The following is a 19,692-nucleotide window of genomic DNA, read 5'->3' as shown; positions in this document are numbered from 1 at the left end:
CCTGACTAACGGACTTTTGTCTATAATACAAGCCAAGTTACTGAAGTAACTTGGCTTTTTTCTTGTTTACACTTTTAGAAAGCCGGTGCAAGATAAGAAAAGACGGTGACTAACGAAAGTGTCAACAAATGGCATCTCAGCTTATCATCCGCACCATCACACTTGCCAATGGGGAGCGCCTTCCGCTGCCAGTCGAGCGTGCTTCCGGCATGCCCCTGTACAAGCCCACACTCTTCATCCTGACCGAAGTACGTCAGCGCAACCTCGCGACTGCCACCATCTTGCGCACCCTGCGCGAACTCGTAGTTTTCTTTGACTTCCTTTCCGAGCATGACATCAAGTTGGAAGAACGAATGAAAACCGGGCAGATTCTTTCCCTCTGGGAAATCGATGCTCTCGCACGGCGCTGCCGAGAGTGGGCTGGTGAATCAGATCATATCGACACTTACCAACCTTCGCTCCAGGAAGCTAATGTTTTGTCTCTGGAAAAGGCTCGGATGCACCGGTCGAAGACGATCCCAAAAGTTGTTGCACCTCAGACTACCGCGAACAGGATTCGCACCATTCACGCTTATCTAGAATGGCTAACCAGCAGCTATCTCTCTGGACATGCGCTAACGCCAGAACTCAACGCCATGTTACGAGTTGCAGCGGCAGATGTGCTTGGCTCTCTGCGACAGCGTATCCCTAAGTCAAAAGGTCGAAACATTCTGGGACAGCGAGAGGGGCTTCCAAACGAGATACTTGAACGCATTCTCGCAGTGATAGATCCAGCATCGTCCGAAAACCCCTGGCGAGACCGTTTCGTGCGCTCCCGTAATGTGCTCATTATTTACCTGTTACGCACGCTGGGGCTTCGCCGCGGAGAGCTTCTGAATATCAAGATCTCGGATATTGATTTCCGAAAAAACGAGATCAGTATCCTGCGCCGGCCTGACGACCCGACCGATCCTCGCATTCATCAGCCTCGAGTCAAAACGCGCGAGCGCATCCTGCCTTTATCAGAATCACTAGTCTCCTCGATTGAACACCACATCCTGCATGAACGCGCCCGGATTCCCAGGGCAAAGAAGCTGGCATTCCTATTTATCACCGAGCGAACTGGACAACCAATGTCTCTGGCGTCACTGAACAAGCTGTTCCGTGTTCTGCGAACTAGGCTACCGGACCTACCTGAAGATATCACCCCGCACATACTGCGGCATGATTGGAATGACGAGTTCTCGGAACGGATGGACGCCAAGAAAATTCCTGAGGCAGAAGAGCTACGCTACCGCTCTTACCTGATGGGTTGGTCCCCGACTTCCAACACTGCAGCTACCTACACGCGTCGCCACGTGAGGAATAAGGCAATGGCGGTGTCACTCGAAATGCAGGCCCAAAAGCCAAAAAGGAGATCGGAATGATACTGAGCCAACTTCCTTCACTCACAGAAGATGATTACCGTCCTCTTCCGACTACGGCAAGAACTCGGAATGGCGTTGAATTTAATCCGTCATCAGACCACTGGAACTACCGGGATGGCGCACACTCGGTAAACCTGAATTTTTCTGTTATTGCAGAGATTTCTCCAATGATGCGCCACAGCTTAAAAGGAGTATTGTTGTGGTATGCGGAAAACCTCTCGCCGGCCTTTCTCATTAGCGGTTTCGCACATTTCAAGCGTTTCTTCAAAGAGCTATTCGCCCAAAATGGCCTAGTACTAGAAGAAGTCCGCAGCACAGACCTCATAAATTACCGTGCAAGTCTTGGCAAAAATAAAGAATGGTTCCTCGGCTATGTAGCCGGTTTTCTGAAACAATGGGAAGGGCTTCGTCTACCCGGAGTTTCTTCGGACGCCATTACATTTCTGAGCTCAATCCGACTCTCAGGGAACCCCAAAGGCGTTGCCGTCCTAACTATGGATCCGAAACAGGGCCCGTTCACCAGTATCGAGCTAGAAGCCCTCCACTGCGCCCTGAATGACGCCTATACAAAAAGGGAGTTATCGCTGGGGGACTACCTGCTTGCCTGGCTTTTGATGATGCTTGGTCAGCGCCCCATCCAATACGCCTACCTAAAAGTCTGCGACGTCCTAACCATCAGCCAAGACGATGCACAGACTTACATTCTTCGCATCCCGCGGGCAAAACAACTGGGCACCCTTCCGCGCAGCTCTTTCAAAGAGCGAGCACTGACTCCACAGATAGGAGCTCTACTGCTGGCCTACTCAGAAACAGTAAAGGCTCAGTTCAAACACCACTTGGACGACCCGAATCAAGCTCCGCTGTTTCCAGAAAATTTATCTGGACGGGAATATCCCCCAAGGCTGGAGTTTCATCAAACAGGCCAGCACATCGGCCAACGAGTAAAAGCGATCTTTGCAAAACTACAAGTACAGTCAGAACGTACAGGCCAACCCTTACACATCTCGCCAACTCGTTTCCGCCGTACCCTCGGCACGCGAGCCGCCGCAGAAGGCCACGGTGAGCTAGTCATTGCGGAACTGTTGGACCATACGGATACGCAGAATGTTTGGGTCTACGTCGAAGCCACGCCGGAAATGGTCGCACGTATCGACCGGGCGATGGCGGTACAACTGGCCCCTCTTGCACAAGCCTTCTCTGGAATCATTATCGACGAAGACCCACGGCAAGGCGGACACCCAGCCTCGAACATCTTCGCCCCGCAATATACCCAAGAATTCACACCTGTTGGCGACTGTGGCAAGAACGGTTTCTGCGGCTTTGCCGCCCCCATCGCCTGCTACACCTGCAGAAAATTTCACGCTTGGTTGGATGGACCACATGAAGCCGTCCTCGACTATCTCCTCGCAGAGCGTCAGCGCCTGATGGTTGGAACAGATCCGCGTATCGCAGCAATTAATGACCGCACCATCTTGGCAGTCGCTCAGGTCGTTCAACAATGTAAGAGCATCCGCACCGCAAGAGAACAGCATGGCGGATAACATCATCCACTTTACCCCGAAAGCAGGGCTGGACGCTGAAGGCAATCTAGCCGGCTTCATTGATGTATGCCGTCATCAACTGACCGTATTTGGTACTGACATGGCATTTGATGACATGACATGGGACGTAACGGATGCCTGTGCCCGTAAAGGGCTTGGAGCGAAAAGAGAACGAATCACCTTCTGCACACAAGACAGTATTGGCAGTGCTACCCCAGAACCCTTGCCCATACCCTTTATGGATTTTGCCAAGGCCTATATCCGCTACATGCAGGGCCTGCGTCCAGTCGTTGGACTTGGTCCACGCGTAGCGGCGTTGCGAGCGCTAGCAGCTGCTCTGACAGAACATGGCGAGTCTTTATCCCCAGTAAAAGTGGATACGGGTATCCTGAACCGTGCAGCTCAGCTCATCCGAGCCCATTTCAGTGAAAGCGCCGCATATCGAAATGGTAGCCAGTTGGAACTTATCGCCAAATTCATGGCGGAGCATAATTTAATTAGCACCCCACTCCGATGGAGAAACCCGATTCCAAGACCTCAGGAAGGGGCGCGTATCGGTACAGAGTTCGACCTAAAGCGCGCAGAGAAAATGCCATCCCAGGCAGCATTGGATGCGTTGCCAAAAATCTTCTGCAATGCCCGCGAACCAGCCGACATCCTCATCAGCGCCGTTGCAGCCATACTCTGTGCCTCTCCTGATCGTATCAACGAAGTTCTACTACTACCGCTCGACTGCGAGGTGACGCAGCACCGTTCGGAAAGAAAAGAAGAAGCCTACGGACTCCGTTGGTGGCCGGCCAAAGGCGCTAATCCGATGGTGAAGTGGGTAGTACCATCCATGGCAGGGGTCGTGAAAGCTGCCTTGGATCGCATCCGCCGTTGTACCAATGTAGCTCGTCAGGTTGCGATTTGGTACGAAAACAATCCCGGGCATCTCTACCTTCCTGAAAAGTTGAGCCATCTGAGAGAGCAAGAGTTACTTTCAATGCATGAGGTCGCTAATATTCTGTGGGGGTACGACGAAACAAAAGGAAGTGCGATCACGTGGTGTAGAGCAAACGAAATACAACTAACACGACTAGGTAAAGCACTGTTCGCCCGTTTCTCAGCGGTGGAAGATGCAGTGATCAGGCAAATTCCGCGTGGGTTTCCCTATCTAAACTGGGCACAGGGCCTGAAATACAGTGAGGCACTGCTAGTTGTTCCGCTCAATTTTTTCCATAGTCGGAAAGCGACCTATATCCCGCTGATTGAGCCAGTGGTTATTCAGCATATTAATGACGCGTTGGGTACACGCATTGAACATGGCCTCGCATCAATTTTCGCCAACTTCGGGTTTACCGAGGATGATGGCAGCCCTATAAGGGTCACCACCCATCAGTTCCGCCACTATCTGAATACCCTTGCACAAGCCGGCGGCCTGAGCCAGCTGGATATTGCCAAGTGGTCCGGCCGCAAAGACATCCACCAGAACGAGGCCTACGACCACGTATCAGCCAATCAGATGGTCATGATTATCCGCAAAGCGGTCGGTGATGAGGAACTGGCCTATGGCCCCCTAGCCTCGCTGCCAAAGTATCTACCCATAGCGCGGGATGAGTTTGCCCGGCTGAAAATCCAGACAGCACACACAACTGACCTCGGCTACTGCATACACGATTACTCGATGATGCCATGCCAAGTTCACCGGGACTGTATCAACTGCGAAGAGCACGCATGTGTTAAAGGGGACGAGGGAAAATTGGCCTACCTCCGGCTACAACTGGACGAAGCCAGACAGTTACTGCTGAAGGCACAAGATGCAGCCAAGAATGGGTACGTCGGCGGCGATCGCTGGATGCAGCACCACCAGCTCACCGTCAACCGGCTCGAACAACTTCACGGCATCATGCGAAACCCTGCAGTACCCGTCGGAGCAATCATTCAGCTAGCAAACGTCCGCTCGCCATCGCTGCTGGAGCAGGACACAGGAAATACCACGGGGAACCTACCGACGTTCACTGTCAACCAGGATGAGACCACGCCGCCAATGGCGCAGCTTCGGGATTTATTTGCAGATTGACGGGGAGACTGAGTATGGGAACTCAACGAGGCCAAAACATTAATGACAACATCATTAAAGAAATTGTCGGCATCCTCGACGGTTGGAGCGGTAAGCTGACTTGGGAAAAGCTTATCGAAAGTATCGGAAAAAGACTGGGCAGTACCTACACACGGCAAGCTCTTCACCAGCACGAGCGGATCCTATTGGCCTTTCAACTTCGGAAAGCGACGTTGTCTGAAAAGACGAACAGACTCTCTCCGGCTGCGCAACCGAGATCGGAAGAGGAAGTGGCAATGCTCATTGGGCGCAACGAGAGGCTGCAGACCGAGAACGCTCGGCTAAAAGCAGAAAACACACTACTCCTTGAGCAATTTGTGGTGTGGGCATACAACGCCCACACCCGGGGACTGACCGAGGAATTTCTGAGCCGATCGCTGCCTGCAATCGATCGGGATAACACCCGGGCAGAGCCAAAACAGCAAGCACCGAAAGCCAACAAACACCGAGCAGCAAAATAACCTTGTTGTGAATCGGCAGTACCTGCCGCCCCCTCCTCAGGCATACTTAAAGTACAACTTTGCGGCCTCTCGCAACACAGCATTTTCCTGCTCCAGTTGCTTCACTCGATGTGCCAAGTCTGACGAGTTTAGCTTGCTGCTAGCCTGGGCCCTAGGCTCCCGCCGGAGAAACTCTCGGAGACCGATGTATTTCCACCCATACACAGTTGAAGGGTGTACCCCGTATTTGCGTGACACCTTCGCGATGCTGCCGACCTTCTCCAGATACTGAAGCACTTCAATCTTGAGATGGTTCGGATATGAGTTTTTCATTATGACTTGATAACTAAGAAATCCTTAGTATACCTTAAGAGGATGTGCTAAGAAAATCTTAGACATGATGACTCCGCACTTGGCTCCTTCATGTCTCTGCACAGCCCACTTCCCCTGCGCCTGAAAGAGGCGCGTATTCGCAAAAATTTAACCCAACAGCAACTTGGCGCGCTGTTGGGCCTGGAGCAGAACAATGCGAGCGCACGCATGAACCAGTACGAGCGAGGCAAACACACACCTGACTTCGATACTCTCAAGCGTATCGCTCACATTCTTGACGTACCTGTTGCCTACTTTTATTGCGAAGACAAGCTAGAGGCAGAGATTTTGGAAGCCATGCACCGACTACAACCAGAGCAGAAACAGGCCCTACTGGCATTCATCGAAACCCTCAAAACATAAGACGACAGGACCAACGGATACGATGGCACCTGTCTGGGTTGACTCCCCTACTCACACAAGCACCACTACACCATGAGCTCGCTCTGACATCAGAGCGTTAAATTTATTACAAAATCATTTATGATTTGATCATCATTGGCTAGGGCAAGTCACGTCGGCAACTGGGTGACCCTGCCGTATTCAGATTGAGAAGGTGTACCACGAGTGACAGCCGACCATTCCGACGTATTAGATCCCCGCGCCATTCGCTGGAAACTCGGCATGACTCAAGTTGAATTCTGGACCGGCATTGGCGTTACCCAGTCCAGTGGCTCACGCTACGAGTCTGGCTACGCGATGCCCAGACCGACTGGTGAGCTGCTCCGTCTTGTCTACATCGAGGGAATTGATGTCTCCCAACTGACCAAGATGGACTTCGAGATCGCACAATTCATCAAGCAAGATCATCTTGATCTGTACCACACCCTGCAGAGCGAGCTAAGAAGCAAGTCCGCCACTACCCTCTGAGCAGACCGGGCAGCACGACTTGGCGAGGCTTACTCCTAGTCACCAGATGGCAAAGACCTTGTCTGTCCGGGGCAATACAGCTAGGGTGCGCACTTTGTTTCAAACGGTATTTACCATGCGCGCCATCCTTGCCATCACGATGCTCTCCTTGTCATTGAGTGGTTGCCTCGACAACAACGAGCTAGCCACCAAAACGGCCAAGGTGATCGGACATATCGCGACCAGCCTTGACCAGCCGCCCTCGCAAGAGAACCCGCAAAGTGAGACCGTCACACTGGTCAGTGGTAAGGGAGATGTTGGCCACCGTGACTTCAATGCAGCCAAGAAAGTACTGCCCCGGGTCTTTGCCGGCATGGAAGTCGACTTCTACTGTGGCTGTGCCTATAGCGGCAAAACAGTCGACCTGGACAGCTGTGGTTATGTCCCGCGCAAGAATGCAACACGCGCCGGTCGCATCGAATGGGAACATGTGGTACCGGCATCGCACCTCGGCTCACAACGACAGTGTTGGCAGAATGGTGGCCGGAAGAACTGCACGGCGACTGACACCCTGTTCGCGCAAATGGAGGGGGACCTCAACAACCTGGTCCCGGCGGTCGGTGAAGTTAACGGGGACCGCGGCAACCTTTCGTATGGCGCTTGGACGCGAAACCCAACCCCGGTTTACGGGCAGTGCCAAAGCCTGCCTGACTTCAAACTCAAACGATTCCAGCCACGCGAAGAATTGCGTGGCCGTGCGGCTCGGATCAGTCTCTATATGCATCAGCGCTACAACCTGAAAATGAGCAATCAGGATAAACAGCTGTGGTGTGCGTGGGCGAAGAGCTATCCAGTCGACGACTGGGAACTGCGCCGTGACGAACGCATCATCAAGCTACAGGGTGAAGGTAACGCGCTGGTTAATGACCCCGGCAAGCTTGTGGAACTATGTGGTTAAAGCCGAGGGGCTCTCGGTCATCGACTAGGGCCTGTTAACACTGATTGTGCCCAGGTAAGACCCGCTCCCGAGTAGATCCTTCGCTCAAATTGAGCACCGATGCGCACGGAGGGTGCCGGTAACCGCAATAGCGGAACTGGCTCGTCCTCCACTTGGTAACACGCACACCTGCGTGGTACAGCGACCAACAATGCCCGCAGAACTCCAACTGTGGTGCGTTGTTGAGGGGGCTAAATAATCACCCCTGGATTGCCATCTGATCTGCCGGGAAGCTCGTTAGAAACGATCTGGCGACTTCCTGGCTCCGGCACTGCAGCCAGTTGGCGCACTGCTCCTGCGGAATAATCACCAAGCTACGCTTCTCGTCTCCCGGCTTGTGCATACGCTTCATCAACGGGTGGTCATCAGCATTGATCGTCAGCTGCGTAAAACTGTAGCTGGTCGAGCCATCTCTCTCCTGCCAGCCACGCCACATTCCGGCAACGGCAAAGGGTTCGCCGTTTGCCAGCCCGATCCTGGTCCAGACATTCTTTCCGGTTTCGTAGCAGGGCTCGACAAAAGCCTGCATCGGCACCAGGCATAGCTGGCATTGGTGCCAGGCAGACTTGTAGCTATGCAGCTGTCCGACGGTTTCCGCACGAGCATTCATGGTGGTAAAGCGCCGGCCTGGCGGGAGGTGAGCTTTCGGGATGAAGCCGTACGAGGCCATAAAGGTGAATGCCCCCGTCCCGGTATCAATGATCAAGGGGGCGCGGTAATCCTGCCAGATATCGGACTTCCACTCTTCCTCGGGTGGGTCGACGTGGAAATACTCGGTCAGCTGCTGGCGGGTGGGCGGAATGAAGTTCACACACATGGCAACAGTATAGTTTCAGGCGGTAACTTGGTGTTGCACTTGATTTCGTACATAATCAAATCAACCAAGGAGTGTCATCATGATTACCGCTTTCTTTGCCCCGACCACGCAACCATCCAAACTGACGATCCCGGTCTACGGCTCAACGGTGCCGGCAGGCTTCCCTTCCCCTGCCGATGACTATCTGGAAACCCGCCTCGACCTGAATGACTTGCTGGTGCACGACCCCGCCGCTACCTTCATGGTGCGTGTCTGTGGTGACAGCATGAGTGGCGCGGGCATCAGCAGCGATGACGTACTGGTCATTGATCGCAGCATCGAACCGGTCAGTGGCCACATTGTGCTAGCCATCGTGGATGGCGAGTTCACGGTCAAGCGACTGCGGAAACAGAATGGGCACATCTTCTTGCTACCGGAAAACCCGGCCTACCCGCCCATCGAACTGCAGGATGGCCAGGAGCTGCAGATCTGGGGCGTCGTTACCGGCTGCGTGAAATCGTTCCTGTAGGTACGCCACATGCCACTTTTTGCACTGGTCGATGGCAACAGCTTTTACGCCAGCTGTGAACGGGTCTTTCGGCCGGACCTGGAGGGTAAGCCCATCGTCGTGTTGAGTAACAACGATGGCTGTGTGGTCGCACGCAGCGCCGAAGCCAAGATGTTGGGAATCAAGGGCTTTCTGCCTTACTTCCAGATCGCCGACCTGTGCCGCCGGCACGGGGTGGCTGTGTTTTCGAGCAATTACGCGCTGTATGGCGACATGTCGGCCCGGATGATGCAGGTAATCGGCCGCTGGGGGCTCGAACAGGAGGTCTACAGCATTGACGAGTCCTTCATTACGCTGGACGGCATCCCGACATTACGTGACTACGCAACTCGTCTGCGAGCGGATGTGTTGCAGCGGGTAGGCATCCCTACTTGTGTCGGCATCGGATCCAGCAAGACCCTGGCCAAACTCGCCAACCACGTCGGCAAAGTGTTTCCCAAGGCCAGGGGTGTGTTTGCCTGGGACTGGCTGGCGCCCGAGTGGCAAGACAAGCTGATGGCCCGCATTGCGGTCGGCGAAGTGTGGGGAATCGGTCGTCGTCTCACGGAACAGTTTGCCAACATGGGCATTCATACGGCTCTCGATTTGAAACATGCAGACCCAAAGATGATTCGACGGCAGTTCAGTGTGGTGATTGAACGAACTGTGGCTGAGCTGAACGGGATCAGTTGCCTGTCACTGGAGGATGTCTCCCCGGCAAAGCAACAGATTATCGCTAGCCGTAGTTTTGGCCAGCTGGTCACCGACTTCGACACGCTGGCCAGCAGCCTGACCCACCATGCATGCCGGGCCGCTGAGAAACTTCGGCGACAACACAGTGAGGCGCGGCTGGTGGCCGTCAACATTCATACCAACCGTTTTCGTGTACAGGATCCACAGTACAACGGCTGGCTGGTTGTGCCATTGGTTCATCCTTCTTCCGATAGCGTCGTCATTACAAGTGCGGCCATGGCTGGCTTGCAGCAGATGTATCGCGAGGGCTACCACTACAAGAAGGCTGGCATCGTACTGATGGAAATTAGCGAAGCCGGCAGGGAGCAGCGTGACCTGTTCACCCCATTGCCGGATCCGCGCCGCACAGCCCTCATGTCCACCATGGATCGCATCAATCGAGAGTACGGTCGCGGAACATTGCGGCTAGGAAGTGAGGGCATCAGGAAGGACTGGGCGATGCGGCAAGAAAAAAGGTCCCCATGCTGGACAACCCGTTGGGATGAGCTCATCAGGGTTCGCTAGTTTTGCTTGCTGAGGCGGGTTTTCGGCCAAAGCGGACAGTTGCACACCAGACTCAATGCGTCAGCTTGGAGATACAAACCGGGCATTTACACACCTGTTTGGGCATTACTAAACACGACTGTCTCTGCAGGGAAATTCTTTCTCGTGCCATCCTCATCCAGAGGAGAACGCAGCGACCGGTGCAATTTAAAGTAACGGAGCCGACAAGATCGGCGATTGCTGCCCTCATGGAAAATGCACATCTGGGGGGAGGGAATCAATGCTTCTTTCCTAATAGAACAAAATGCTAAATTCATATCTCCACTCGCCAATATGCAAGTATCGTGCATAGTTGGGCGGAGGCTGCCGGGCTGAACTCATCAATCTACGGAACCCACTCAATGCGGCGGACCAAAGCCACGTTGATCTATAAACGGACCAAAAAACTGCGAGCGGTTCAGTTGCTATTAGGCCATACCAAACTGGAAAGTACGGTGCGGTACCTCGGCATTGTGGTAGATGATGCGCTGGAGATTTCTGAGCAGACTGATATCTGAATCATCATCAGCGGTTTGGCATATTTTTCGAGCGGTCGTGTTCCGTTGTCATTCTATGCGCGTAGAATCTATCAGGAGCTGTCCTTTGGTAATGACTGGTCTCGGGTAGCCTGCATGGTAGCGAACCGCCACCGTCGTACCGGCATTCGCCAACATTCGGTACTACAAGCGGCCGAGAATCTGTCGAACAATAAGTCTGGGAAGGCCGGGAGTGCAAATGGAGAAAGACCTCGACGACAAGGACGACTTCCTCGTGCCCATTTACTTCTCGGACGTATTCGAGGTGGATGAGCAGGTCGTCGACAACTACGGTGCATTCAATGTGGCACTGGTCAACGACTTGCCGCTCTTCGTGGATCCGTTCCTTTTATTCGACAGCGAGGGGGACAAGTATAAGAAGCTACACGACGGCATCATCGAGTACCTTGTATTCCTGAAGGAGCGGGCCTTGGAAGGCGAACTGAGCGCTGGGGACACCAACCAGTGGCTCCTGTTCAAGGAGGTCAAGCAGAACTGGTTGGGTTTCAGCCGGGTGGGAAACGGCGGCACTGGGCTAGGTGTCAACTTTGCTCGCTCCCTCGCAACGAATCTGCGCACGGTGTTTCGGGACTTCGGGCGTGAGGCGATTACGGCAAGCAGTCACCTTGAAAAACTGGGGCTGCTGAGTAACGGTGTCGGCCGCGATCATTTGAGCGACTTCACGACCAACCTCATCAAGGGCTTCCTCCTCGAATACACACAGGAATTCGCTATCAAGCACCTGCGCAGGGAGTCCGTGCGGCGCTTCAGGGTCGACAAGGTGGTCTTCGACTACAGAACCAGGCGTTGGCGGAGTGGCTACTTCGAGTTGCCGTACTTCAATGGTGACTACGTGCTACTGACACCGAAGGACATCCTGACCCGAGAAGAAGCGTGGATTAACCAGGCCGACATGCTCGCTCAGTTCACCGAAATTCAGGTCTGTATCCCTGATGAAGACCTGCGCAGCCGCGTCAGTGACCACTTCATGCGCCAAATTGACGAGCGCACCAAGGCTAACGAGCGCAAGGAAGCCGCGCTGCGGACGCTTGTCGCATATCCGGAAGTTCTGGACGTCTACATCCGCATGAAGGAGGACGACGCGCCAGAGGCGCACGCGCAGAGCGACATCAAGGTCAAGGTGACCCAAGCCCAGTTCGTTGAGAACGTGCAGGTTTTGGTGCGCCAGCTTCATGAACTGCGCAATCAGCAGCAGGCTCCGGCAGGGGACGAAAGCGGTGACGCGCTGGAAGAGGCTCGCCGTAGGGTTATGTTTCTGAAGCACGTCATCGAAGACAACGACGGCTATCGGCTGTTCTATGTTGATGGTAAGCCCGTGAAGCGCGAAACCGACCTGCAGACGATGTTCCGACTGACATGGTGCGCGACGGCGTTCGACGTAAACGCGGAGGTGAACAACGGCCGTGGCCCGGTTGACTACAAGATTTCGATGGGGAAGAAAAACGCCAGCCTGGTGGAGTTCAAGCTGGCCAGCAACACGAGCCTTGAGAAGAACCTGCGCAATCAGGTTGCCATCTACGAGAAGGCAAGCAACACGAAGCGGTCGCTCAAGGTCATCCTGTACTTCAGCGACTCGGAACTGAACAAGGTGCAGCGCATCCTTAAGACTCTCGGGCTCGCCGGCAAGCCAGACATCATCCTCATCGACGCTAGCAACGAGAACAAGCCGTCGGCCTCGAAGGCGAAGACCTAGGAAACGATTCCTTCCTATTAGTTGTGAGCGTATATGGCTAATAGCTAAAGCCATTCGGCAAAGTCTAGCGCACGATACTCGGCGCGTGTGAAGGCGATGGTTTGCGGATATCCATCCAGCCCCACGACCATCACTGAACTCTTTGAGCGCCCATGCATGCAGACCAACGTTGACGTGAAGTCTCGATCAGATACCACGGCTTCATGATAGGCATTGCATTCAACGTTGTACGTATCGCCGCATCTATATGTATCCTGCTGCTGAATAGCAACATGGACCCTGGTGGCGGTCTTCCGGAGTTGGTTTGATGTGGCTGCAGCGTATCTATCGCCACTGTAGTCGACTTCGTAAAGGGGGTGGCAACCGGTCGAATCTGCACTCACGCTGTATAGAATATTGGTGATCTGACCTTTGAGGATCCGGCTTTCGATGTGGCAATTATGCGTGTGGATAAAGGCGGGCATCCCGGTTACGATTCGTGGTCCTTTAGGCCAGAAATGCAAGCGCCATTCCTCAGTCTCGGTACGTCCGAGAAACACGACGTAGAAACCGTGGGGATGCCTCAGACAAGTTGGTCTTTCCCTCATTAGCCATGCCTTCACGGCAGATTGAAGGGCCGGTAGCGGCTCTGTTCGAACGCGACTCCATTCGAGTGTGACATCAAGGTTAGCGAGCATACGGCGATTCGGATTTCATGGCCTGCACAGCTTCCTCCATCAGGCTTTTGATAATGACATTCTCGTCAAGCATTACGTTAAGCCTTGCAGGCAGTTCATCATCACCCTCTAGGGCAACCTCGTGTGCCTCATCGCGTACCCAATCAAACTCGTTAACGAAGGCGGGGAAGTCGCGATGACTCCGCAGATAGCGGGAAGCAGTGTCCTTCGGATCCTCGCGAGTAACAAGAATTTCGTCGGATGAGCCCTCGATTCGGAACGTTGACAGTCGCCTGCTTAGGAACAAGCGGATGTCTAGCAATCCAGAGTTTTCCCGCGAAGCGGCGATGACTGTGAGAATGGTAGCTAGCACTTCTTTCTGGACGTATCGCGCGGACCAAGACTTACCGTCAAACGACGATATTTTTCGATAGATTGCATATTTTCCGCAGATAGCTTCGTCGCGCAAATCGAGTAAGACGACTTCTATTCTAACCCGGCGCCGGTTTTGGCGAGCTTGCTTCGCTAGGATCGGAAGAATTTCTGCCCGAAAATGCCTACCTGTCCTTACAAAGATCTTATAGTCAGGCGCATTCTTTGCAATGTCTTCTAACGTCTGACCAATGTCTTGCGGTAGTAAAATGGAGGACGCGGCTATGTCGTTTGGATCATCAAAGAAATAGAGAAGGTACAGTCCAGAGGCAAGCGCAAAGACACCGCCTGCAACGACCGAAATGAAGAAACTGTTCACAGCATTCCAGACGGGAGTGTTTGGCGCATAGAGAGCAATCGAGAGGATGCCAGCTATGCCACACACCAACAACAATGCGGATAAGAGCAAAAAGCTTCGTCGCTGCGACGGCGAACTAAGGATACCAGTGAGGGACATAATTTTTTCGAAGATTGTATGGGTGATTTCGGCTCTGCCAACGAATGCAAAATGATGAGGCGCCTGGAGATGCAAGGCAAGAATCAAAACAGAATGATCTTTCCCGAGCTTCCATGAGCGGCATGATCAGGCAGCTTACCTATCGGTAAGCTGCCGTTTTTCATTTCGCATGCGAAGGACAGCTTTGGCCGATCAGCAGTCTCCCCGGTGCAGATATGGCCGGTCGTCGGCCAAAGCGGTCGGGCAAGAGGCAACCCATGAACGACCGCTACGTTGCGATTGCGGTCAGTCGGGTTGCGGTGATAGCGCGGCAGCACTCGGCCAGGAACAGTCCCTCGCGAAACTGCCTGAGACCGGTTGTTCGACAGCCAAGGCGAGATGGCCGCATCGTATGTCAAGACATCGACATAGTCACGCGGCCGTTGCAGACATCGGAAAGTCTATAGCGAGCAAAGGTGGCTAAGCTGCGATCGCCAGGTCCTGCTTCCAGTCTCTGACCTGAGTGTTTGCTACCGAGTCTCCGTTGGCCGAACGCCCCAGCTCTACTGTGATCAATCGGTCCCCTTCGAAGGCTGGGCTTAGCTCCAGGCAAAGGTAGTCGAAGAGGGGTTTTTCGTGAACAGCAATGATCACTTGGCGTCCATGCTGCTTGGAGAGTGTCCGCAACAGCGCAGCGAACTGCGAAATGTGAACTTCGTCCATGCTTTGCACCGGGTCGTCAATGATCAGCCACGGCAGCTGCGGCTTCACGGACAGGTGGAGCGCGAGGAACAGCGTCAGCGCGGCCGTGTTGAGATTCCCGGCGCTGAGCATGGCCCTTGGATTGCCGCCTTTACTGCCATCTCGGTAGTGGGTCTCTAGCTTCGCTTCGACGCCGCCCCTCGTCGCCTGGGGCAAAGCGAAGGCGGGGATGAAAGGCTCATCCGGTGCCATGCGGACGAAGAGGTCTCGCCATGCCGCATTCAAGGAATCGTTGAACACCTGGCCCACAACACGGGAACGCTCGGCCTGAGCGAGCTTGAGAAGCTCGCGCGCCTGTTCCATCGTTCGCTCCCCCGCTTCCTTTGCCGCGTGCAGGCCTCGACGAGCAGTTCGGCGCTCCAGCTGCCGCTCCTTGATGGCTTCAATGTGCTGCTGCTTCAGCAGTAGTTCCCTCAACGCCGCCTCGCCATCGCGGCGCGCCGACTCTTTCGAAGTCAGCCGCTCCAACCGCGCAGATACTTCAGCCAGGAACCGCTGCAGTGCCGCTTGCAAAGGCTCGTTGGCACCAATGGGATCCATGGAGAGCACCGTGGCATACCGACCAGCAGCGTCTCGAATGGCTGCTGATTGCTGATCGCCGGCGCGAGCTGATGTCAGAGCTTGCGCGGCGTTGGCAGCTTGCCCGAACAGGGTTTCGCCAGCCTTAGCTTCCGCTTCCAGGGACTTCAAATCGTGCAAGGCCTGCTCAAGGGTTGCAAGCCTTTGCCCGTATTCCGTTCTCGCTTCGGCCGTGAGCACTTGCGCCTGAGCGACACCGATCTCTCGATCGCGGGCCGCGACGGCGCTCACGGTGTTCGCCCGCTCCCGCGACAACGCTGAGAGAAGGCCCGCAGACTGAGTCAGGGAAGCAATCCGAGCCGTGAGATGACCCAGCAGCGGCGAAGACGAAACCTCACCGAAGTCCCGACTACAGACCGGACATTCTTCGGTGTGCACATGCGGCACCAGGGCGGACAGCGCCTGCGCAAGCTGGCCGGCCTCGCCCGAATGCTGCACGATCTGCTTGTCGATCTCTTCCAGCCGTGTGGCGAGGCCTTGCCGGTCAGTCTGAAGCGTCGATATCTGCTTCTGCGCTGTTTGATCCTTGACTTGAATCTGCTGGCATCGCGCCACCTCATTGGACACGACCCGATGGGCATAGGCGCGAGCGTACTCAGGGCGGTTCTGAATGGGGGACGGCAGATCAGAGAAGTAATCACCGAGCTTGTCGAACAGCTCCGTCATACGCTGGCCGCTGGTACCCAGCCAAGCCCGTAGTACCACGTCTGCGGCGCCGGCGGCCGTTTCGATGGCAACGCGCTGGTCGGCTGCCATGGCGGATACCCCCCTCTGGCTCTGCGCAACCGTGTCGTTGAGCTCCCGCCGGAGCTGCGTGAAGCGTTGCAGCTCCGGCTCTTGTGACTGCTCCTTCAACAGGTCAAGCATCGCCAGCGCCGAGAGACTGGCAACTTCTGGCCAGTGCGGGATGAGTCGCTCCCGTGCCGACTGTATGAGCTGCGTTGCCTGCCCCTCGGCGGAAGTGAGCTCTTTGGCCAGGCGGCTCAATTCGTCATCCAAACTTGGGAGTTGCTCGCGCATGTCCCAGAAACTCACGGCATGACCGCGAAGCCGGCGAACATCGCCGGCGTCGTACAAGCCGTCGATAAGGGCGTCAAGCGCATCCAGCCCGAGCAGCTCCTTGACGAATCGCGTCAGTGCTGTGCCATTCGCCGATTTGTCCTCGTAGAACTCCAGCAGCCTCGTCAGTGTGGATTGCGCCAGGTAGCAGCGCTCCGAAAAGTGCCTTGTCAGGACGGGATCGAGCGCTGCTTTGCCAGTGAACTTGTGGCCATGGATATCGAAATGCCCTGTAGGAAACTCGACACCAAGCCCGTGGACGCCGATCGACACCGAGCCCTTCTTGGACATCGCCTCCTTATGAACTAGATGCTCCTGAAACCGCGGGTCCAACCGAGATAGCGATGCCAGGTTGCCGGTCAGGCCAAGTTCCATCGCCGTCAACAAGCTGGTCTTGCCAGCGCCATTGCGGCCATGGATCAGCACGACAGGGCTGTCCATAGGGACCGTTACGGTCCCTCGAAGACTGCGGAAGTCGGTAGCCGTGAGTGACGTGATGCGCGGTGTCATATGTTCTTCTCCTTGGCCTGGACGGCAGCGGCGTCGATGATCGAGTACAGCTCCTTGCTGACGGCGCGCTCCCCTAGAGACGCAACATCGATCAGCTTCCTGGTGTTCTCGTCCAGGTTTTGTGCGGCGGCGTAGATGCGGGCCAAGGAGTTGCTCGACACGGACTCAGGCTCGGGCAACGACAGGGGCAACAGCACAGCCAGCCAGTTCTTGAGGACTTCGTCGCCATCGTCCCCGGTGATGTTGCCGGTAGGAAGGACCCGGCAGACCCGTCCCAGTGATTCCAGAGCGGCAGCACTGGGACGGGGTCCGGTGACCACTAGGGTGAGCGAGCGTGTGGAGGCAGCGATGTCCAGCGCGCGCGCCACGCCGTCGACCTTGCGGGTCAGCTGCGCCTCGCTCTCGCTTGCAATGTCAGCGACGAGGATCAGTTCGGCCGAGCTCTTCGCCTTCACGAACGCGGCCGGAAACTGGAACTTCAGTTCGCCGACTTGGAGCCCACTGGCAAGCCGCTGATACCCAGCGTTCTCAAGCGCCACCGTGACACGGCCCACTGGCGTTGAATCAGTCATAGCGCAAGCTCCTGTCGGAATGCTTCATACAGCTCGTCAGCGGTGGTGGAGGTTTGCAGCAGGGTCGATATGCTGACCTCGCGCACCTTCGGCAATCCGGTTCGCCCTGCTGCCCCCCTTGGGGATCGAGTCATTGGCACCGCCAGCTTCTGAGACTGGATCAAGAGGGGGCCTTCTGTTTCTACTAGGTGGCCCTCGCTGCGAAGCAGCGCGGCGCCTGCCGCGCTGGCCGTCAGGTACACCTTGGTGCGAGCCGCTGCTGCACCTTTTCCGGTGACTGCCAGCACCCCCGATTCCCTGTCCAAAGCCTCGGCTTCCACTGTCCAGTCATCGCGGCTCAAGCCCATTCCCACTAGGCCAAGTGCAACGGCCGCCTCGCGTAACCCGAGGGCCCCCAAGGCAAGATTGCCCGGGAGGGCCGTCACGACATCATTCGTAATCGGCTCAAACCTGACATTGGGGAGTTCGATTTGGCCGTCACGCAGCAACTTACAGGCGCGTCCAAACCGATCGAGGAGCGCATCGATGAAGTCGATCTCCGGCTCCGCCACATCTGCCAGGTGGTTGCGAAGCGACACGATGCCGGCGCACAGATGTTGACGCTCCGCAAGCAGAAGCGGACCTGGAGCGAGAAGGATCAACGCCTGCAACTTTCTCGACCACACATCCAGCAGCAGCGCGGTGAGCAACTGCTTTGCGTATGCCTGGATGCGCGCTGCCTCAAAGACCGCCGTCAGGTTGGCTGGCGTGATTTGGTCGCGGTAGACATTTTTCAGGAGCGATCGCTGGTCCATGCCCAGTTCTTGCTCCGAGAACACATAGCTCGGGGGAGGATCGCCAAGCTGCCACGTCAACTCGTTAGCCGCCTTGTTGAAGACTCCCTGGATATTGGAGTCCTGAGCTGAAAGGCCAAGCATCAGCGTGCGCTTGCTCCCAACGATGTGCGTCAATGCAGTGACCAGCCCCTGGTTGTTCGCCTGCGTGCAGAAGGCGGCGACCTGATCGTTGGACGCCACCAACCATTGGCGGTACTGGCCCGGGTCACCTTGAGCTTTCACAGCACAGCCGTGGAACTTGATGAGGCGGGTCTTATTGCGGGGCAGTTGAAGATCGGCGGGACGTGCGACAACCGTCGGGCTCAGCGCGACATTGCCGCCTGTCAGGGTGTCCACAGCCCTTTCGACCAGCGGGTCCCAATTGGCGGAGAGCATCTCAGGCACAGCGCCCTCCAGACTCAAGGCCGCGAGGCAGAGGTGCTCCACGTCGGGGAGCATGGCGGGATCAGCGAACGTCGCGCCAACGTCGATGACGCTCCACAAGAGATAGTCCATGTCCTCGCCTTCGACAGTGAGGCCGAGCAGCTTGGAATAGTTATTGACCAAGCGCCAAGCGATGGCATCCTGATCCGGCCAACTGGCAAAGGGCTCATCGAACTTCGAGCGCGCACGTTCGTCCGCTGAGGCGCTGGCCAAGTTGAGAATCTCTTGCAAGGTGCGGGTGAACTTGCAGTTGGGATCCGCATGGTTAATGCGCGAGCGTACGAACTCGACAACTTTGCCGACGAGGATCCGCAGACTCGGCGCGCGTCCGAATGAAATCCCAGACCCCAACCAGAATGCGTAAAGCCCGTTTGACACGCCGGCAGCGAAGGGATCGAACGAGCCATCAAGCAGATTGAGCGTATCACGTACGCTGATGTCAGACGCGGCCATGCGTGGCCTCTCCCAGTTTTCATTTTATTACGGAGTCATCGAATGATACTTCACGTGCGCGTAACGCGGGAAGGATCATTTGCCGCCATCCTGTCGGCGAACGAGGCCGATTGCCCTGGCCAAACGAGATCGCGTTCTGTTCGGCCAGGTCATGCGCTCCTGATAGGGGGTAGATTGACGTCGTGACCACTCGGAAAAGATGGGCGCCGACGCTTCCTTGACATCGCCCCCGCAGCACTGCTTCCTGATCCTCAGCCCGCGTTTCGCGAACTGGTCAACCAGTTAGTCGTCCGTGGAATAAAAGACACTCAAAGCAACCACGTAATGGCTTCTTGGTAGTCGAGAGACTCGAATGAGGTAAGGCCGAGCGACGGGCAGCTTTGGCGAAACATAACCAGCG

The 19,692-nt window shown here is 55.6% G+C and carries 17 protein-coding genes; 11 read left to right on the top strand and 6 right to left on the bottom strand.

Features of this window, described 5'->3' with window-relative positions; translation table 11 throughout:
* Window positions 1–128 precede the first annotated feature (128 nt).
* From PQU89_RS11480 to PQU89_RS11465, 4 genes are read left to right on the top strand one after another with little or no spacing between them, the layout of a single operon-like run.
* The gene (locus PQU89_RS11480; protein WP_272765951.1) at window positions 129–1,406 is read left to right on the top strand and encodes a tyrosine-type recombinase/integrase; all 1,278 of its coding nucleotides are present in this window, start codon (window positions 129–131) and stop codon (window positions 1,404–1,406) included.
* On the top strand, window positions 1,403–2,947 hold the full coding sequence (locus PQU89_RS11475; RefSeq protein WP_272765950.1) for a site-specific integrase: 1,545 nt from the start codon (window positions 1,403–1,405) through the stop codon (window positions 2,945–2,947). The genes PQU89_RS11480 and PQU89_RS11475 overlap by 4 nt, the downstream gene beginning before the upstream one ends.
* On the top strand, window positions 2,937–5,009 hold the full coding sequence (locus PQU89_RS11470; RefSeq protein WP_272765949.1) for an integrase: 2,073 nt from the start codon (window positions 2,937–2,939) through the stop codon (window positions 5,007–5,009). The genes PQU89_RS11475 and PQU89_RS11470 overlap by 11 nt, the downstream gene beginning before the upstream one ends.
* Window positions 5,010–5,023: 14 nt before the next feature.
* Window positions 5,024–5,509, top strand: coding sequence for a hypothetical protein (locus PQU89_RS11465; protein WP_272765948.1), 486 nt, complete (start codon window positions 5,024–5,026; stop codon window positions 5,507–5,509).
* Between the two features lie 36 nt (window positions 5,510–5,545).
* Here the strand turns inward: PQU89_RS11465 and PQU89_RS17170 are convergent, their stop codons facing one another.
* Window positions 5,546–5,821 (bottom strand): transposase, encoded by a 276-nt coding sequence (locus PQU89_RS17170; protein WP_373322810.1) that lies wholly within the window; start codon window positions 5,819–5,821, stop codon window positions 5,546–5,548.
* A gap of 90 nt (window positions 5,822–5,911) precedes the next feature.
* Here PQU89_RS17170 and PQU89_RS11460 point away from each other — a divergent pair, with 90 nt between their 5' ends.
* From PQU89_RS11460 to PQU89_RS11450, 3 genes are all read left to right on the top strand, one after another.
* Window positions 5,912–6,223 carry a helix-turn-helix domain-containing protein gene (locus tag PQU89_RS11460; protein WP_272765947.1) on the top strand — a complete coding sequence of 104 codons (312 nt, stop codon included), beginning with the start codon at window positions 5,912–5,914 and terminating at the stop codon, window positions 6,221–6,223.
* A 204-nt stretch (window positions 6,224–6,427) separates the two neighbouring features.
* Window positions 6,428–6,730, top strand: coding sequence for a helix-turn-helix domain-containing protein (locus PQU89_RS11455; RefSeq protein WP_373322809.1), 303 nt, complete (start codon window positions 6,428–6,430; stop codon window positions 6,728–6,730).
* A 115-nt stretch (window positions 6,731–6,845) separates the two neighbouring features.
* On the top strand, window positions 6,846–7,667 hold the full coding sequence (locus PQU89_RS11450) for an endonuclease (RefSeq protein WP_272765945.1): 822 nt from the start codon (window positions 6,846–6,848) through the stop codon (window positions 7,665–7,667).
* Window positions 7,668–7,905: 238 nt separating this feature from the next.
* Here the strand turns inward: PQU89_RS11450 and PQU89_RS11445 are convergent, their stop codons facing one another.
* Window positions 7,906–8,523: an SOS response-associated peptidase family protein gene (locus tag PQU89_RS11445; RefSeq protein ID WP_272765944.1), complete on the bottom strand. Its 618-nt coding sequence runs from the start codon at window positions 8,521–8,523 to the stop codon at window positions 7,906–7,908.
* 79 nt (window positions 8,524–8,602) lie between these two features.
* On the opposite strand from PQU89_RS11445, the gene PQU89_RS11440 reads away from it, so the two are divergent.
* From PQU89_RS11440 to PQU89_RS11425, 4 genes are all read left to right on the top strand, one after another.
* Entirely contained in the window at window positions 8,603–9,031 is a 429-nt protein-coding gene (locus tag PQU89_RS11440) for a LexA family protein (protein ID WP_272765943.1), read from the top strand.
* A gap of 9 nt (window positions 9,032–9,040) precedes the next feature.
* Entirely contained in the window at window positions 9,041–10,306 is a 1,266-nt protein-coding gene (locus PQU89_RS11435; RefSeq protein ID WP_272765942.1) for a Y-family DNA polymerase, read from the top strand.
* A gap of 290 nt (window positions 10,307–10,596) precedes the next feature.
* A complete protein-coding gene (locus PQU89_RS11430; RefSeq protein WP_308446596.1) occupies window positions 10,597–10,842 on the top strand; it encodes a tyrosine-type recombinase/integrase in 246 nt (81 codons plus the stop codon).
* Between the two features lie 217 nt (window positions 10,843–11,059).
* On the top strand, window positions 11,060–12,574 hold the full coding sequence (locus PQU89_RS11425) for a DUF8370 family protein (RefSeq protein WP_272765941.1): 1,515 nt from the start codon (window positions 11,060–11,062) through the stop codon (window positions 12,572–12,574).
* A 666-nt stretch (window positions 12,575–13,240) separates the two neighbouring features.
* Here the strand turns inward: PQU89_RS11425 and PQU89_RS11420 are convergent.
* From PQU89_RS11420 to PQU89_RS11405, 4 genes are all read right to left on the bottom strand, one after another.
* The gene (locus PQU89_RS11420) at window positions 13,241–14,206 is read right to left on the bottom strand and encodes a hypothetical protein (protein ID WP_272765940.1); all 966 of its coding nucleotides are present in this window, start codon (window positions 14,204–14,206) and stop codon (window positions 13,241–13,243) included.
* A 372-nt stretch (window positions 14,207–14,578) separates the two neighbouring features.
* Window positions 14,579–17,008: an AAA family ATPase gene (locus PQU89_RS11415; protein ID WP_272765939.1), complete on the bottom strand. Its 2,430-nt coding sequence runs from the start codon at window positions 17,006–17,008 to the stop codon at window positions 14,579–14,581.
* On the bottom strand, window positions 17,005–17,580 hold the full coding sequence (locus tag PQU89_RS11410) for a hypothetical protein (protein ID WP_272765938.1): 576 nt from the start codon (window positions 17,578–17,580) through the stop codon (window positions 17,005–17,007). Before PQU89_RS11410 ends, PQU89_RS11415 begins: the two co-directional genes overlap by 4 nt.
* Window positions 17,577–19,292, bottom strand: coding sequence for an SIR2 family protein (locus PQU89_RS11405; protein WP_272765937.1), 1,716 nt, complete (start codon window positions 19,290–19,292; stop codon window positions 17,577–17,579). The genes PQU89_RS11410 and PQU89_RS11405 overlap by 4 nt, the downstream gene beginning before the upstream one ends.
* Window positions 19,293–19,692 lie beyond the last annotated feature (400 nt).

The sequence above is a fragment of the Vogesella indigofera genome (assembly GCF_028548395.1).
Taxonomy (GTDB): domain Bacteria; phylum Pseudomonadota; class Gammaproteobacteria; order Burkholderiales; family Chromobacteriaceae; genus Vogesella; species Vogesella indigofera_A.
Note: the sequence above shows the minus strand (reverse complement) of the source record. Positions and strands in the feature narration are given on the sequence as shown.

Bases quoted from the DNA above. Each gene is read 5' to 3' on its own strand.
- PQU89_RS11405 (WP_272765937.1), bottom strand. From the start codon at position 19,292: ATGGCCGCGTCTGACATCAGCGTACGTGATACGCTCAATCTGCTTGAT.
- PQU89_RS11460 (WP_272765947.1), top strand. From the start codon at position 5,912: ATGTCTCTGCACAGCCCACTTCCCCTGCGCCTGAAAGAGGCGCGTATT.
- PQU89_RS11475 (WP_272765950.1), top strand. From the start codon at position 1,403: ATGATACTGAGCCAACTTCCTTCACTCACAGAAGATGATTACCGTCCT.
- PQU89_RS11470 (WP_272765949.1), top strand. From the start codon at position 2,937: ATGGCGGATAACATCATCCACTTTACCCCGAAAGCAGGGCTGGACGCT.
- PQU89_RS11410 (WP_272765938.1), bottom strand. From the start codon at position 17,580: ATGACTGATTCAACGCCAGTGGGCCGTGTCACGGTGGCGCTTGAGAAC.
- PQU89_RS17170 (WP_373322810.1), bottom strand. From the start codon at position 5,821: ATGAAAAACTCATATCCGAACCATCTCAAGATTGAAGTGCTTCAGTAT.
- PQU89_RS11440 (WP_272765943.1), top strand. From the start codon at position 8,603: ATGATTACCGCTTTCTTTGCCCCGACCACGCAACCATCCAAACTGACG.
- PQU89_RS11445 (WP_272765944.1), bottom strand. From the start codon at position 8,523: ATGTGTGTGAACTTCATTCCGCCCACCCGCCAGCAGCTGACCGAGTAT.
- PQU89_RS11425 (WP_272765941.1), top strand. From the start codon at position 11,060: ATGGAGAAAGACCTCGACGACAAGGACGACTTCCTCGTGCCCATTTAC.
- PQU89_RS11480 (WP_272765951.1), top strand. From the start codon at position 129: ATGGCATCTCAGCTTATCATCCGCACCATCACACTTGCCAATGGGGAG.
- PQU89_RS11465 (WP_272765948.1), top strand. From the start codon at position 5,024: ATGGGAACTCAACGAGGCCAAAACATTAATGACAACATCATTAAAGAA.
- PQU89_RS11450 (WP_272765945.1), top strand. From the start codon at position 6,846: ATGCGCGCCATCCTTGCCATCACGATGCTCTCCTTGTCATTGAGTGGT.
- PQU89_RS11415 (WP_272765939.1), bottom strand. From the start codon at position 17,008: ATGACACCGCGCATCACGTCACTCACGGCTACCGACTTCCGCAGTCTT.
- PQU89_RS11435 (WP_272765942.1), top strand. From the start codon at position 9,041: ATGCCACTTTTTGCACTGGTCGATGGCAACAGCTTTTACGCCAGCTGT.